15 protein-coding genes are annotated in these 13,919 nt (G+C 65.6%); 7 read left to right on the top strand and 8 right to left on the bottom strand.

Annotated elements, in window-relative coordinates; translation table 11 throughout:
- Position 1 precedes the first annotated feature (1 nt).
- Complete coding sequence (locus tag U5A57_RS08240; protein WP_321909745.1) at positions 2–853, bottom strand: LysR family transcriptional regulator; 852 nt, start codon at positions 851–853, stop codon at positions 2–4.
- A gap of 100 nt (positions 854–953) precedes the next feature.
- On the opposite strand from U5A57_RS08240, the gene U5A57_RS08235 reads away from it, so the two are divergent.
- Positions 954–1,337 carry a tautomerase family protein gene (locus U5A57_RS08235; RefSeq protein ID WP_321909743.1) on the top strand — a complete coding sequence of 128 codons (384 nt, stop codon included), beginning with the start codon at positions 954–956 and terminating at the stop codon, positions 1,335–1,337.
- Positions 1,338–1,399: 62 nt separating this feature from the next.
- On the opposite strand, the gene U5A57_RS08230 is transcribed toward U5A57_RS08235, so the two are convergent.
- Complete coding sequence (locus U5A57_RS08230; protein WP_321909742.1) at positions 1,400–1,951, bottom strand: TetR/AcrR family transcriptional regulator; 552 nt, start codon at positions 1,949–1,951, stop codon at positions 1,400–1,402.
- Between the two features lie 166 nt (positions 1,952–2,117).
- Here U5A57_RS08230 and U5A57_RS08225 point away from each other — a divergent pair, with 166 nt between their 5' ends.
- Together U5A57_RS08225 and U5A57_RS08220 are read left to right on the top strand one after the other, a co-directional pair.
- Entirely contained in the window at positions 2,118–2,756 is a 639-nt protein-coding gene (locus U5A57_RS08225) for a DUF3313 domain-containing protein (protein WP_321909862.1), read from the top strand.
- A gap of 96 nt (positions 2,757–2,852) precedes the next feature.
- Entirely contained in the window at positions 2,853–4,355 is a 1,503-nt protein-coding gene (locus U5A57_RS08220) for an intermembrane transport protein PqiB (RefSeq protein WP_321909741.1), read from the top strand.
- A gap of 37 nt (positions 4,356–4,392) precedes the next feature.
- On the opposite strand, the gene ppk2 is transcribed toward U5A57_RS08220, so the two are convergent.
- Both ppk2 and U5A57_RS08210 read right to left on the bottom strand, forming a co-directional pair.
- Positions 4,393–5,484, bottom strand: a complete 1,092-nt coding sequence (ppk2, locus tag U5A57_RS08215) for a polyphosphate kinase 2 (protein WP_415764510.1) — start codon at positions 5,482–5,484, stop codon at positions 4,393–4,395.
- 202 nt (positions 5,485–5,686) lie between these two features.
- On the bottom strand, positions 5,687–5,905 hold the full coding sequence (locus U5A57_RS08210) for a YdcH family protein (protein WP_158760529.1): 219 nt from the start codon (positions 5,903–5,905) through the stop codon (positions 5,687–5,689).
- A 236-nt stretch (positions 5,906–6,141) separates the two neighbouring features.
- Between U5A57_RS08210 and U5A57_RS08205 the strand changes: the two genes are divergently transcribed.
- Together U5A57_RS08205 and U5A57_RS08200 are read left to right on the top strand one after the other, a co-directional pair.
- Positions 6,142–7,797, top strand: coding sequence for a CHAD domain-containing protein (locus U5A57_RS08205; RefSeq protein ID WP_321909739.1), 1,656 nt, complete (start codon positions 6,142–6,144; stop codon positions 7,795–7,797).
- 86 nt (positions 7,798–7,883) lie between these two features.
- Positions 7,884–8,807: a TOBE domain-containing protein gene (locus U5A57_RS08200; RefSeq protein WP_415774591.1), complete on the top strand. Its 924-nt coding sequence runs from the start codon at positions 7,884–7,886 to the stop codon at positions 8,805–8,807.
- A gap of 43 nt (positions 8,808–8,850) precedes the next feature.
- Here the strand turns inward: U5A57_RS08200 and U5A57_RS08195 are convergent, their stop codons facing one another.
- Complete coding sequence (locus tag U5A57_RS08195) at positions 8,851–9,552, bottom strand: phosphatase PAP2 family protein (RefSeq protein ID WP_321909735.1); 702 nt, start codon at positions 9,550–9,552, stop codon at positions 8,851–8,853.
- A gap of 287 nt (positions 9,553–9,839) precedes the next feature.
- Here U5A57_RS08195 and U5A57_RS08190 point away from each other — a divergent pair, with 287 nt between their 5' ends.
- Both U5A57_RS08190 and U5A57_RS08185 read left to right on the top strand, forming a co-directional pair.
- Positions 9,840–11,021 (top strand): PHB depolymerase family esterase, encoded by a 1,182-nt coding sequence (locus tag U5A57_RS08190; RefSeq protein ID WP_321909733.1) that lies wholly within the window; start codon positions 9,840–9,842, stop codon positions 11,019–11,021.
- Between the two features lie 101 nt (positions 11,022–11,122).
- Positions 11,123–11,302 (top strand): DUF3563 family protein, encoded by a 180-nt coding sequence (locus U5A57_RS08185; protein WP_321909732.1) that lies wholly within the window; start codon positions 11,123–11,125, stop codon positions 11,300–11,302.
- 109 nt (positions 11,303–11,411) lie between these two features.
- Here the strand turns inward: U5A57_RS08185 and U5A57_RS08180 are convergent, their stop codons facing one another.
- The 3 genes from U5A57_RS08180 to U5A57_RS08170 all read right to left on the bottom strand — a co-directional run bounded on the left by U5A57_RS08180 (position 11,412) and on the right by U5A57_RS08170 (position 13,789).
- Positions 11,412–12,215 carry a BPSS1780 family membrane protein gene (locus U5A57_RS08180; RefSeq protein ID WP_321909730.1) on the bottom strand — a complete coding sequence of 268 codons (804 nt, stop codon included), beginning with the start codon at positions 12,213–12,215 and terminating at the stop codon, positions 11,412–11,414.
- Positions 12,206–13,213, bottom strand: a complete 1,008-nt coding sequence (locus U5A57_RS08175) for a homoserine kinase (protein WP_321909729.1) — start codon at positions 13,211–13,213, stop codon at positions 12,206–12,208. The genes U5A57_RS08180 and U5A57_RS08175 overlap by 10 nt, the downstream gene beginning before the upstream one ends.
- A 168-nt stretch (positions 13,214–13,381) precedes the next feature.
- Positions 13,382–13,789 carry a hypothetical protein gene (locus U5A57_RS08170; protein WP_321909728.1) on the bottom strand — a complete coding sequence of 136 codons (408 nt, stop codon included), beginning with the start codon at positions 13,787–13,789 and terminating at the stop codon, positions 13,382–13,384.
- Between the last annotated feature and the right edge of the window lie 130 nt (positions 13,790–13,919).

The raw sequence follows: 13,919 nt of genomic DNA, 5'->3' as shown, positions 1-13,919 counted from the left end.
TTCAGCCCGTGCCGAGCCCCGAAGCGAACAATTGCAGCGTCGCGGCGGTCCTGGGCTCGCGCACCCGCGAGTGAAGCATCACTTGCGAAGCCGGCAACGCGGGCAAGCCGAGCCGCGCACCGACGTCGATGAGTTCGCGCGGCGCGACGCGGCGTGCCAGCGGCGACACCGCAAGACCCGCTGCCAGCGCGGCACCCACCGCCGCGACGCCGCCACCCACAAATACTTCCGTCCACGCCACGCCTGCGGCGTCGAGCGCGCGAACCGCCGCGGCCCGCACTGCGCACGGCGCGGCGAGCAGCGCGAGCGGCAGCGCCGTGCCGGGCTGCCACTGCCACTGCGGTGCCGCCAGCCAGACGAGCGGCTCGGCGAAGAGCCGCCGGGCATCGCCGCGCGGCGCCTCCTCTTCCTCCTGACGGACGATAACGGCATCGAGCCGCCGCTCGTCGTACTGCGCGAGCAACTGCGCGGAAAGCCCCAGATGCAGCTCGATCACGAGCCCGGGATCATGAATGCGAAGCTGGGCGAGCTGGCGCGCCAGGTTCGCGTCCGCGACATGCTCGCTCAGGCCGAGCGTGAGCCGCCGCTCGTCGCCAGAAAGCGCCTCGAGCGCGCGCTCATGCGCGCCGAGAAGGTCGCGCGCTGCGGCGAGGAACGTGAGACCGTCCGCCGAAAGCCGCACGACGCGCGGCGTGCGCTCGAGCAACTGCTTGCCCAGATGCGCTTCGAGTCGCTTGAGCTTGAGACTCACGGCCGATTGCGTGGTGTCGAGCGCGTCGGCGGCGCGCGTGAAGCTGCGCAGCTCGGCGACGAGCACGAAGGCGCGCACGGCGTCGAGATCCAGTGGTTTCATTTCAGATGAAAATGGATGAAATATCTATCTATGTCTGTTTGTGATGATAGATCGCGCCTAAGCTGATGTCACGTCAAACCCATCGAAGAAGGAGCTCGACATGCCATTCACTCGTATCGCTGTTCGTGCAGGCAAGCCCGCCACCTACCGCAAGGCGCTCACGCAGGGCATTCATCAGGCGCTCATGGAGGTTTTCAAGGCGCCGGAAGACGACATCTTCATGGTCGTCACTGAACACGATGCCGATAACTTCGTGTTCGGCCGGCATTACCTCGGGATCGAGCGCAGCGACGATCTGGTCATGATCCAGATCGCGGTGAGCAATACGCGCGGGCAGGATCAGAAGAAGGCGCTATTCGCTCAGATCGCCGAAAACCTCGCGCGCGATCCGGGGGTGAGGCGAGAGGACGTGTTCGTCAATCTCGTGGATGTCGCGCGGGAAAACTGGTCGTTTGGGAACGGGGTGGCGCAGTACGCGACCTGAGCGAGCGGTTTCGTGTTGCCGCCGTCAACGTGCCTCGCGATCGCTTTCGCGAGGCCGCCGTATTACCACTTCTTCTCGTCGAGCAGGCGGTCGAAAAGCCGTTCCCGCAACGCGTCGGGCACGGCGGAAAGCCCGAGCAGCGCGCTGAATGCAATACCGCTAGCGGCAAAGTAGCGTAGCAGCGAGAGTTCGAGATCGCGTGCCTCGGCCTGCAGCTGTTCCATCTTGGCCGTGTCCTGGGCCTTCAGGTCTTCGAGCAGCGCCGGGCTTTCGACCAGGGCCGCGAGCACCGCGCGCGCCACCGAGTCCGGCTGGTTGATCGATTCCCTGAAAATCGCGATCTGCGCCGACAGCACCGGTTCTGCGAGGGCCTCGCCGCCGGCGGCCAGGTGTTCTTGCGCGATCTGCGCAAATTGCTCCCGCTGACGATCGAGCAGCGCGCGCAGCACGCCCAGTTTGTTGCGAAACTGGTGCAGCAGCCCACCCTTGCTGATGCCGCTTTCGCGCGCGAGCGCATCGAATGTCAGGCCGCCGACCCCGTCGCGGGTCAGGATGGCAAGCGCCGCGTCAATCGCCTTTCTGCGGGAAATCTCGGAACGTGTCTGGTTATCCATGGGCGTGATTGTACCCCTGCATGATTCCGTAAACAAACCGGATAGACGGTTTACATATTTTTAGACCGATGCTACGCTTCGTCTCGTCTTGAACCCGGCCGGATGCCAGGCGGTATTCGGTCATTTTTAAAAGGATGCCTTCGTGCTCAACAGCCGCCTTCTCCCTATGTCATCGGCTTGCGTAGTATTCCTAACGTTATCCGCCTGTGCGGGCGTGCAGCCCGTTGCCTATGGCAGCCTCGCCTCATCTTCCCAACTCAAGGAGAACCGGGACAGCGACGCCGCCCAAACGCCGTTCCGGTACGCGGCGCCGGTGCTCTGGTCGCGCTATTCGCAGGTCATCGTCGATCCGGTCGTGGTGTATCAAGGCGGCGACAATCAGTTCGGCGACTTGTCGGATTCGGACAAGGACGTGCTCGCCGCCTACATGCACAAGACGTTTGCCGATACGCTGTCGAGGCGCTTCGACCTCGCGACCGAGCCTTCGCCCGCTACGCTGCGCGTGAAGCTCACGTTGACCGGCGCGGAAAAAACGACTGCCGTGATCGGCCAGGCAATGCACTTCGACATCGCGGGCAATCTCTACAACGGTGTACAGGCGATCAGGGGCGGCAAGGGGGCGTTCAGCGGATCGGTGTCGTATGCCGTGGAGGTTTACGACAGTGCGTCGGGCCGTCTGCTGCGCGCCTATGTGACGAAGCAATACCCGAATGCGATGAATCTGGCCGCCGCATTCGGCACCCTGAGTGCGGCGAGGACCGGCATCGACAAGGGCGCCGATGCGCTCGTCGAGCAGCTGCGCTAACGGGCGCGCGGTCGTGAGGGCGTTGTGAATGTCCGTCGGCGGTGGCGCTCCGCTGTCTGGGCTGCCTGGCTTTTTGCGAACCTGGCTGGCGGCCTGATGTTGGCTCAAACGCTGGCTCAAGCGCTGGCGCAGCGCAGTACGCGCGTGACGGTGAGCTTTGCGTCCGGCGCCGGGCTTGCTGCCGGGAAAACGCCGGTGCGATATCGAGGCGTGGCAATTGGCCAGCTCGAACATTTGCGTGCGTCGGCAGACGGTCAGCGCGTCGATGCCGAACTGAGACTCGATGCCGCCGGGCAACGTGTCGCGACGTGCGGCACGAAATTCTGGGTCGTGCGTCCGCGCATTGACGTGAAGAACATCTCGGGGCTCATGACCGCCATATCGGGAACCTGGATCGACGTCGATATCGATGCGAATTCGCTTAGGGCGTGCGACACGTTCACCGGCTTCGACACGCCGCCGGCAATCACGAGCGACGACGATGGCACGCGTTTCGTGATTCGCGCCCCCACGCTTGGCTCGCTGAACGCCGGCTCACCCGTTTATTTTCACGGTGTGCAGGTCGGACAGGTGCTCGGCTTTTCGCTGGCGCGCAGGGGCGACGCCGTCCGCATCGGTGTTTTCGTCAGGAGACCTTTCGATCGTCTGGTGGCCTCCGATACGCGATGGTGGCAGGCGAGCGGTGTCGAACTCAAGGTCGATTCCAGCGGCATGCGCCTGGAGACCCCTGCGCCCGCGGCGCTGCTCGCGGGCGCAGTTGCATTCGATACGCCGCGTGGGAGCGTGCATGCCGTGTCCGCCACGAGCGTCGAGGAATTTCAACTCGCGGATAGCCGCGCAGACGCCATGCGCGCGAACGAAGGTCCGCCTGCAGTCGTGCGTATGCGTTTCGCGCAATCGGTACGGGGGTTGTCGGTGGGGGCGCCTGTCGAGTTCCGCGGTGTCGAGCTGGGCACCGTCACGGCGATCGATATCGACCTCAAACCCGAAAGCGGCCGTTTCGACATGCTGGTCACGCTGAGCCTTTTTCCCTCCCGGCTCGGCCGCAGTTACCGCGCCGCGCTTGGCGACGGCGCAGGCGCAGCGGGTAAAGATCTGCTGCGGCAGCTCGTTGCTCAGGGACTGCGCGCGCAGCTACGCACGGGCAGTCTTTTGACGGGGCAGAAGTACGTCGCACTCGATGTCTTTGCGCACGCCCCCGCGGCCCGCGTCGACACGGATCGCTCGCCAGTCGAGTTGCCGACGGTGCCCAACTCGCTTGAAGAACTGCAAGACCAGTTGTCGAACATCGTGCGCCGGCTCGACCGCATGCCGCTTCAGGAGATCGGGCGCAATCTGGACGTCTCGCTGCAGCAGTCGAATGTCTTGTTTGCGCGGCTCGATACGCAGATCGTGCCGGCTGCGCGTTCGACGCTCGAATCCGCGCAACGGGCGTTTCGTTCGGCGAACGAGATGCTCGACCAGGCTTCACCGCAGCAGCGCGATGTTCATCAGGCATTGGCCGAGCTGCGGCGTACGCTGGCCAGCCTGAACGCCCTGTCCGATTATCTCGAACGCCACCCGGAGGCACTGATTTGGGGGAAGCGCGCGGACCGATGAAGCTGAAAGGCCGATTGTGGAGAGGGCAATCACACCTCTACAGCGCCCGACTCACTAGCAACGGATCGACTACCCCAATCGCCTCCCCATCCCGGCTTGCATAAGGCAGCTTATGCAGCACGAACCGCATGGCATTCAGCCGTGCGCGCTTCTTGCAATCGGAGCGAACGACGGTCCACGGCGCATCGGCCGTGTCGGTTTGCGAGAACATCGCCTCCTTTGCCTGCGTATACGCTTCCCACTTGTCGAGAGAAGCGAGATCGACAGGGCTCAGCTTCCATTGCTTGAGCGGATGCACCTTGCGCTCCTTGAAGCGGCGGCGCTGCTCCGCGCGGCTCACCGAGAACCAGAACTTGATCAGGTGGATGCCGCTGCGAATCAGTTGCCGTTCGAACTCCGGCGCTTGCTGCATGAAATCCGCATATTCGTCAGGCGTGCAGAAGCCCATGACATGCTCGACGCCCGCGCGGTTGTACCAGGACCGATCGAACAGCACGATCTCTCCCGCCGAAGGCAGATGCTGCACGTAACGCTGGAAATACCACTGGCCGCGTTCGACTTCGGTGGGCTTTTCGAGCGCCACCACGCGCGCGCCGCGCGGGTTCAGATGCTCCATGAAGCGCTTGATCGTGCCGCCCTTGCCGGCGGCGTCGCGGCCCTCGAACAGGATCACCACGCGCTGGCCGGTTTCGCGCACCCACGCCTGAAGCTTGAGCAACTCGACCTGCAGCCGATACTTCTGCCGCTCGTAGGCGCGGCGCGACATCAAATTACGATACGGATAGCCGCCTTCGCGCCAGCCAGCGGCAAGTTCCTCGTCGGGGTGGCGCGTGCGCGAGTTGCGCCAGTCGGCAGGGTTGCCTTCGAGAATCAGACTGCGCAACTGGGCGGCTTCGTCGGGTGACATGCCTTGCATCAATGCCGCGATCGACTCGAGCAACCTGGCGGGCGGATTTTGCTCGGCGTGAGCGCGCGTGACGAGATCATGGACAGCGCCTGCGATGACTTCGCTCGCGGACTCGACGGCACTGTCGACGGTGCGCAACTCGGCGCTGTGGGGCGTGACGAGCGGCAGGCGCGCGGCGGGGCTGGGGTCGTCGGAGGCGGAGTAGGGAATGGATTTGGGCATGATGTAGGCGAACGCGGAGAGCGGAGTGCGTGCGAAGTGACTCGCATTCAAAGCGGGAGCATCGAAGCGAAAGGAATAACGCGTGAGCGGCACCAGGGCGCAGGGAAGCCGTCGCGGCTTGATTAGCAGGCGCGACAGCGCAAAGCCGGCGGTCGATGGCCAGCGCCGGCACACTGGCGGCCAGCGCTGGACGCCGCCTGGTTCAGGCGTTCGCCGCTTTTCTCAGGATCAGGTAAAGCGAGTCCTTGAGTTGGAGCTTTTCCTTTTTCAACTGCTCGACTTCCATGCCATGCGAAGCCACGACGCCGGCCTCCATGTTCTTGATCTGCTGGTCGAGCTCGTTGTGACGATGAAAAATGCGGGCGAAATGGTCGTCCTGAATCTTGAGGCGCGAAATCAAATCTCGGTATTCTGGGAACACTCAACACTCCTTACAGATAGTCAAAATGGGAGAAATTGAAACGTAATTATTTTTCCACCGTCTCATCGTGGCAGTCTTGACCATCATCAGAGACCCGCTGGAAGGGTCAGGGACGTTACCTGGGGCGTCGAGGCGCGCTCGCGTGTACCATCGATCGCGTCGTCGCTGTTCCTGGCTCGCCATCCCCTTGCACTGTTCTAAGCCTTCGCGCCCACCCACAGCATCCTGGAGCGTTCATGGATCGCGTTCTGGAAATCGTGCTGGATGTCGTGATCCCGGCAGCGCCGGATAGAAGAAGCTCAAACGCCGCCGCCACGGGCGCGGCGTCCAGGCCGCACGCCAGCCCGACGCCTTCGGAGTGGAGCGTCGCTCTGTGCGCCGCCGTGCCGTCGCTCGTGCCGATGTCCGATGCGCGCGAACGCGTGACGACGGTCGTCTTCGACCGCGGCGGCGTCCTTGCGGGGCTTGGCTGGCGCGTCGCTGTCGAATCGCGCGGCGAGACACAGTGCGTCGTCGTGTCGAAGCGGCGCGTCCATACGCCCGGTGTCACCGCGGTCGCACCGATCTTCGAGGCGGCGCTCGATGCGAACGGGATCGCGCATGCGCTCTTCGACGCCGCGCCCGAGCCGTTTCGCGAGGCGCTGGGCAGCGCGGACGATCTCTCTGCGGCGGCCACGCTCGTGGCCGCGCGCAGTTGCTGGCAGTGGCCGCGCGATGGCATCGAGGTGCTGCTCACGTTCGACGAAGATTTGCACGAGCCGGCGGCTCTGCCGCAAACCGCGCTGGCCGGGGGCACGCAAGGCGCGGATGCATCGCCTGCGCCCGGCTTGCCCAGCCTGCACGAGTTACGCGTGAGTGCGCCCTGGCCCGATGGCGAGGACGAGCGGCCTGTCGTCGACGCGCTTTTTGCCTGCGCCGGCGACCTGATCGAGGCGTTGCCCGCGTTCGTGCGCTTGACCGACGCGCTCGAGCGCGCCGCCTCGGGCAGCGTGACCGGCGACGCCGCTGCCATCAAAGCCGAAGCCGTGAATCTCGGCGCCGCGGCCACCGCTGAGGCCGCGCTCGTGGCAATCGGGCGCAACATCAGCGCGCAGTGGTTCGGCAATGACGCGGGCGTGCGCGACAGCACGAACGGCGAGTTCATCCATCAGATGCGCGTGTCGCAGCGGCGGTTGCGTACCGCCATGCGCATCTTCTCGCACTGGTGCGACGAGGCCTGGGAAACGCGCATCGAGCCGGAGCTCAAGTGGCTGGGCGGCCTGCTCGGCGATGCGCGCGACCGCGACGTCTTCGTCGAATCGACGCTGCCGGCGCTCGCCGCCGCCGACGTCGAGCCGGGGCGCTGGAACGCGATTCGCGACGAGGCAAACGCGCAACGGCTCGCCGCGCGGGCGCGGCTGCGCGAGGGGCTGGCTTCGCCGCGCTACGCGCGGGTGGCGCTGGCGTGGCTCCGGTGGCTCGACACGCTCGCGCGGCGCGCGAGCGACGCCGGCGCCGGTGGGCGCTCGCTGCACCGCCACGCGAAGAAGCGCGTGCGGCGCTACTACGAGCGGCTCGCGAGCACGCAAAAGCTCACCGCCATCGACGAGGCGAGCCGCCATCGCGCGCGCATCAACGCGAAATATTTGCGTTACACGATCGAATTCTTCGCCACGCTCACGTCGCGCCGCACGCGCGTGGAGGTGGCGCGCTCGCTCGCGCGGCTGCAGACCGTGCTCGGCGACGGCAACGACGCGGCAGTGGCCCTGCGCTATCTCGAGCGCATGGATGCCGAGCCGTATCAGCTTGGGTTCGCTCGTGGCTGGTGCGAGGCCGTCAAGCGCTATACCGCAAAGGAAGGTGAGCGCCTGTTGCGCGAACTGGGCGAGCCGAAGGTGCCGCGCGGCGCCTGAGGCGCGTCTCTATAATCGCTGGCGGATTTCGGCGAGCCACGCCGAACCGTCGCTTGTTTGTCTTGTTTTTGCTTGTATTACGCATGATGAATCCCACTGACTCGCACTCCCCATCCACCGGCGCCGGCCACGCAGATGCCGGTTCCACAGACACATCCCGATCCTCCGAGGCGCCGGAACTGGGTCTGGGCGGCTCGGTCTGGTTTCAGTCCGGCCAGCAGATGCTCGGCGGTGCGGCGCGCATCGCGCTGCTCGAAGCGATCCACGCGACCGGCTCGATCACAGGCGCGGCGAAAGCGGTCGGCATGAGCTACAAGGGCGCCTGGGACGCCGTCGACGTCATGAACAATCTCGCGGGCGAGGCGCTCGTGGTGCGCGCGACGGGCGGCAAGGGCGGCGGCGGAACGACGCTCACGCCGCGGGCGTTGCGGCTCGTCGAGACGTTTCGCGCCATCGAGCGCGAGCACCAGCGCTTTATCGAGCATGCGGCGCAAGCGCTCGGGGCCGTTTCGAACGAAGGCGACGATGCACCGGCTAGCGGTTTCGCGCGCGATCTGGCCGTACTCGGGCGCTTCGCGATGCGCACGAGCGCGCGCAATCAGCTTTTTGGCACCGTTTCGGCAATCGTGAGGGGCGTAGTGAACGACGAGGTGTCGATCGCGCTGCCCGGCGGCGAAGCGCTCGTCGCGACGGTCACGCGAGAAAGCGCCGAGGCCCTGGGGCTTGTGGAAGGTGCGCCCGTGGTGGCGCTCGTGAAGGCGACTTCGGTCGTGCTGGTCGCGAGTGCGGCGGATGCGGCGCGGCTCTCTGCGCGCAACCGGTTGAGCGGGACGATCGAAGTCGTGCGGCGCGGCGCCGTGAACGCCGAAGTGACGCTTGCCATGCCGGGCGGCACCGTCATCGCTGCAATCGTGACCGACGCGAGCGTGGACGCGCTCGGACTCGCCGCGGGTCAAGCGGCGATGGCCGTGTTCAAGGCTTCGAGTGTGCTGCTGGGCGTGGCCGGCTGAGCGTCTGGGCAGCGGCTAACCGGGGTGGTGCGGTCAGCGAGGATCAGGCGCGGCGTTGCGGGGGCGGCGTGAGACCGTTGCGGGTTTGAGAGATGGGCGCGACGGGGGCCCGGTTGACGCGGTTGGCCTTCCATTTGGCGCGCACATAGGGCCGGTCGTGGCCCGAAACCGTCAGCGCGATGTTCGTGACCCAGCGGTGCGTGGGCACGTGCACGTTGTGCAATGCGACAGTGAGCGCCGCGAGGCTCAGCGCGACGACCGCCGCCGAAATTCGCTGAGCCTGCGCTCGCCACCAGTACCGCACGAACACCAGCGCGGTAAGCGCCCCGACCACACAGCCCGTGACAGCCTCGGAGGGCGAATGGGCGTCGAGCACTACGCGCGAGAGCGCTACCGCGAGCCCCACCGCGAGCCCAACGGTCACCCCTGCGGCGCGCACGAAGGATGGCGTGCCTTGCAGCACCAGGAAAAACGCGACGGGATAGACGGCGGCGGAAAGCATGGCGTGGCCGCTGATACCCGTGAAGTCCAGTTCTCTTACCCCTACGCCCCAGCCCAGAAATGCGATCTTGGTGAGCGTCACGAGGCCGATTGCCACGCCGAGCAGGAACACCCAGCTCGCCGCCATGCGCCACGAGTAGCCGACCACGAGCCACAGCGCGATAGCCAACGCGAGCGGCAGGGTGAGGCCTGCGCCGCCGAGGTTGGTAATCGAGTACCAAAGGTGAATCGGTAAATCTGGCATGAGTCCGTACTGCCGGCTTTCTGAACAAGATCCAGGGATTGCAGGTGGTGAGTCGCTACCTGATAGCGACTCAACGCGCGAACCGCCAGGCTGGCTGACACGCGCGCGAGACAAGTATCCAGTATAGCTGCGTCGCATAAACGCAGGCGTGCCCCGTCGAACGGACGCAAGGACGGAATCGAACTGATCCGATCTGCAGCCGCGTCCAAATGGTGTTATTGTGCGTTGCACAACGACGGATCGCGGCAAAACGCCACGATGTGTCAGACCCTTTTACGAGGCCATAGATGACGAAAAATCTGACGAAGCTATGGGCAGGTGGCATGCGACGTCTGCTCGCCATCCAGACCCGGGCTACCCGCGACGCCCTGAAGGGCGCGGGGATCGACATGCCCCAGCCGCAGGCAATCTGGCGCGCCGCTCAGGCCGCAGCCGATCAGGCGGCGAAGCAGGTTACGCCGGCGCAGGCGCGCAGCGGCGCGCCGGTGCGCGAGTCGCGCGTGGGCCCGCGAGCGGCCGCCTGGGCCGCAGGCGAATGGCAGCGCGCCGAGCACCTTGTACCGGCGAACGCCCTGCATGCCGGGCGCTCGCTGCCTTACGGGCTCTATCTGCCGCCGGGACACAAGACGAAGGGCATGCCGCTCGTCGTGATGTTGCATGGCTGCAAGCAGTCGATGGACTCTTTCGCGGAAGGCACGCGCATGAATCTGCTCGCCGACCGCCATGGGTTCGCGGTGGTCTATCCCGAGCAGTCCGAGCGCGCGCACCCGCACCAATGCTGGCATTGGTACGACTCGCGCGACGCGGCGGGCGGCGGCGAGGCAGCGGCCGTTGTTTCTCTGGTCGATACGCTCGTGGAGGAGCATGGATTCGACCGCTCGCGCGTCTATCTGGCGGGCTTGTCGGCGGGCGCAGGGCTCGCCATGCTGCTCGCGGTGCGCTCGCCCAGCCGCTTTGCAGCCATCGCGCTGCATTCCGGCCCCGCTTTCGGTGAGGCACGCTCCGGCGTGACCGCGCTCGACGTGATGCGGCGCGGCGTGCACCACGATCCGGTGGCGCTCGTCGACACTCAATTGGGCGCCCGCATCCACCCGGGCATGCCGGCGATCGTCGTGCAGGGCGACGCCGATGCGGTCGTCGCGCCCGTGAACGCGGAACAGCTCGCGGTGCAACTGCTGCGCCTGAACGGTCTTGCGGATTCGCGCGGCGTGCGTCAGGGCGTCGTGTCGCACGAGACGTTCAAGGACGGCTATCGCGAGCAGGACTACGAACTCGACGGCGCGAGCGTCGTGCGGCTGTGCCGCGTGGCGGACCTCGACCACGCCTGGAGCGGCGGCGACGACACCGTGCCGTTCCATTCGTCGACGGGACCGGACGCGAGCACGCTGATCTGGGACTTTTTCGAGGCTCATCGGCGCGAGGCGATCGACGAGGCCTATGACGACGAATTGACGCAGGACGCAGGTTAAACGCGTTTGCGGGCAACTTAGGTGTTTACCCTTAACAGGGTTTACCCTATAATGGCTTCATTCGATTCGCGGGCACGTGCCCGTCAAAGAAGGGCCAAATCATGTACCTGCTCAGCCGACTTTTCCTGTTCCTCTCCGAAACCGCCGAAGCTCGCCGCCAGCAGCGCGAGGAAGCGTATCTCGCGGAGTCCGTCGACATCTACGATCTCGAATTTCGCATGCGCAAGATGGATCGCGAGAAGACCACGCGTCACCCGTCGTGGATGAATCACTACGGCTAAGCAGGAATGCTGTGCCCCTCTATATAACGAAGGGGCAAAATGAGAACGGCGCCTAGGGCGCCGTTTTTGCGTTCAAGCGTGCGTGACGAGTACTGGATCGCCGCGCCGTTCAGCGGCCCGAATCCGGCATTTCGGCGGGTTGCTTTTCCTGCACGCCGTAGCAGCCGCGATAGGTCGCGTAGAACGAGCAATAGAGCATCGTCGTCACGATGATGAGCGCGGGCATCAGGATCGCCACCGTGAAGTCGCCCGCGCCGAGCGCGCGCAGCAGCGTCGACAAGCCGATCGATACGACGGTCGAGACCGCGAACCACAGCGCGCCGTACACCATGAATGCGCCCTTGTTGCGCCAGCAGCTCACGATGCTGAAGAACATGGCCTTCACGGGCGGCACATCGTGCCATGCCGTGAGCACGGGCGCGAACCAGAACAGCATCGACACCGGCACGTAGCAGAGCAGCGAGGCGAGCACCGCAAGCGGCACGTCGCTGTTGGCGAGCGCTTCGGCGTCGAGGTCGCCGCCGATCGTCATCAGGCGCAATAGCGCGCCGCCGTCCACGAACGCAGACGCGGCCAGCACCAGCAACATCGCCACCACGTATATCGCCCCGAGCACCAGAAGCTGCTTCGCCACGTTGCTGCCGTACGAACGAAAGCCGTCGATCAGGATGGTCGGGAACACCGGCTTGCCCGCGATCGTGTCACGGCACGCCGCCATGAAGCCGACGGCCACGCCGGGCACGAACAGGAGCGGCAGCACGCCGCCGATCACGGGAATGGCGGAAATCAGCGTCATCGCCAGCAAATAGGCGAAAAACAGCGTGAGAAACGCGAGCGGATTGCGGCGGAACAGCCAGATACCCTGGCGGAACCAGACGTAGCCCGTCTTCGCGGGGACTTCAATTAGTTGCATGGGCGATGGGGCAAGGCGTGATGGGAGCCGGCCTCGCTGCCAGCGAGGCGCTCGCGAAGGATGCGCTCGAAGTGGCCGGGATCGTGCGGCTTGAGCAGTTCGGCCGAGCGGGGCAGGTGGAAATCATACAGGCGCGAGACCCAGAAGCGGTACGCACCTGCGCGCAGCATGTCCATCCAGTGCCGCGCTTCTTCGGGCGTAAATGGGCGCACGGTCTGGTAGGCGCGCAAAAGCGCGTCGGCGCGCGCCGTGTCGAGCTTGCCGGTGGCGAGGTCGACACACCAGTCGTTGACCGTCACAGCGACGTCGAACAGCCACTTGTCGCAGCCGGCGAAATAGAAGTCGAAAAAGCCGCCCAACCGAACTTCGTGACCCGGCGCCGGATGCGAGTGCGCGAACATCGCATTGTCGCGGAACAGGTCGCAATGGCACGGACCGCCCGGCAGCGCCGCATAGTCGGCCGAGGCGAAGAACGCGCGCTGGTGGTCGAGTTCGCTCGTGAGGAGCGTGCGCTGGGCGTCGGTGAGGTACGGCAGCACCGTCGGCACCGTTTCTTCCCACCACGACAGGCTGCGCAGGTTCGGTTGGTCGCCGCGGTAGTCGCGGCCCGCCAGATGCATGCGCGCGAGCATCTGGCCCACTTCCGCGCAGTGCTCCACGCCGGGCGCGAGTTCGGGCTTGCCTTCGAGCTTCGAGACGATGGCCGCGGGCTTGCCGTGCAGCAGGCCGAAAAGCGCGCCGTCCTTGCGCGGCACGGGGTCGGGTACCGGCACGCGATGCGAGGCGAGGTGCCGCATCAGGTCGAGGTAGAACGGCAGTTGTTCGGCCGTCAGCTTTTCGAAGATCGTCAGGACGTATTCGCCGCGCGTCGTCGTCAGGAAGAAGTTGCTGTTTTCAATGCCGGACTGGATGCCGCGAAATTCGACGACATCGCCGAGATCGTAGTCGCGCAGCCATTGGGCAAGCTCTTGGTCGGTGACAGCGGTGAAGACGGCCATGCAAGAAGGTCGGTTGAGTGGTATTGGCGGGTCGGCGAACGCTGCGTCGTGCTGCCCGGGGGATTTGCGAGCGTGTCCGGCTCAGATGCGATGGCGGCGGCCCGGCTCACGGGGCGGCGCACATGGCGGTGACGCGGGCATGCCAAGGCATACGCGCGCCCGGATGGCTCAGTAATGCAGGTTGATCGACGGCAGGCGCGTGCTGGCCTGGCCGTTGTTGCGCACTTGCGGCGAGGTGTCGGGGTTCGCGCTCATCGTGTAGCGCGTGCCGAAGTTCGAATGCACGTTGATCTCGACGGGCTTGCCCTTGTCGCGGTATTCGGTGATTTCGGTGCCATTCCGGCTCACTTCGTGATAGCTGGGCACGCGCGGCACGTCGTTGATGTTGACCTTCGAGGTGACGCGTGCGGCCGGCTGGTTGTTGATCGCGGCCAGGTCGGGCAGGCCCGCGCGTTCATTCTCGGACTGCGCGGATTGTGCCTCGACGGCGGTCTTTGCGTCGTCGGCCGGCGCGGCCATGGCGACCCTGCTGAAAGCGAGTGTCACCGCGACGGCGGCAAGAAGGTGCGACTTCATGGTCATTCTCCGATGGGATGCCCCAATTCTAGCAAATCCGGGCGCTTCGCCCCATGTTGCGCAGGCGCTGCGGCCCGCGCCCGGCGGGCGGTGCACGGCGCCCGCAGCCCGCGCGTGGCCGGTGTTGCAA

The sequence above is a fragment of the Paraburkholderia sp. J11-2 genome (assembly GCF_905220185.1).
Lineage (GTDB): Bacteria > Pseudomonadota > Gammaproteobacteria > Burkholderiales > Burkholderiaceae > Paraburkholderia.
Note: the sequence above shows the minus strand (reverse complement) of the source record. Positions and strands in the feature narration are given on the sequence as shown.

Coding starts and splice junctions, on each gene's coding strand:
- U5A57_RS08240 (WP_321909745.1), bottom strand. CDS start 853: ATGAAACCACTGGATCTCGACGCCGTGCGCGCCTTCGTGCTCGTCGCC.
- U5A57_RS08235 (WP_321909743.1), top strand. CDS start 954: ATGCCATTCACTCGTATCGCTGTTCGTGCAGGCAAGCCCGCCACCTAC.
- U5A57_RS08230 (WP_321909742.1), bottom strand. CDS start 1,951: ATGGATAACCAGACACGTTCCGAGATTTCCCGCAGAAAGGCGATTGAC.
- U5A57_RS08225 (WP_321909862.1), top strand. CDS start 2,118: ATGTCATCGGCTTGCGTAGTATTCCTAACGTTATCCGCCTGTGCGGGC.
- U5A57_RS08220 (WP_321909741.1), top strand. CDS start 2,853: ATGTTGGCTCAAACGCTGGCTCAAGCGCTGGCGCAGCGCAGTACGCGC.
- ppk2 (WP_415764510.1), bottom strand. CDS start 5,484: ATGCCCAAATCCATTCCCTACTCCGCCTCCGACGACCCCAGCCCCGCC.
- U5A57_RS08205 (WP_321909739.1), top strand. CDS start 6,142: ATGGATCGCGTTCTGGAAATCGTGCTGGATGTCGTGATCCCGGCAGCG.
- U5A57_RS08200 (WP_415774591.1), top strand. CDS start 7,884: ATGAATCCCACTGACTCGCACTCCCCATCCACCGGCGCCGGCCACGCA.
- U5A57_RS08195 (WP_321909735.1), bottom strand. CDS start 9,552: ATGCCAGATTTACCGATTCACCTTTGGTACTCGATTACCAACCTCGGC.
- U5A57_RS08190 (WP_321909733.1), top strand. CDS start 9,840: ATGACGAAAAATCTGACGAAGCTATGGGCAGGTGGCATGCGACGTCTG.
- U5A57_RS08185 (WP_321909732.1), top strand. CDS start 11,123: ATGTACCTGCTCAGCCGACTTTTCCTGTTCCTCTCCGAAACCGCCGAA.
- U5A57_RS08180 (WP_321909730.1), bottom strand. CDS start 12,215: ATGCAACTAATTGAAGTCCCCGCGAAGACGGGCTACGTCTGGTTCCGC.
- U5A57_RS08175 (WP_321909729.1), bottom strand. CDS start 13,213: ATGGCCGTCTTCACCGCTGTCACCGACCAAGAGCTTGCCCAATGGCTG.
- U5A57_RS08170 (WP_321909728.1), bottom strand. CDS start 13,789: ATGAAGTCGCACCTTCTTGCCGCCGTCGCGGTGACACTCGCTTTCAGC.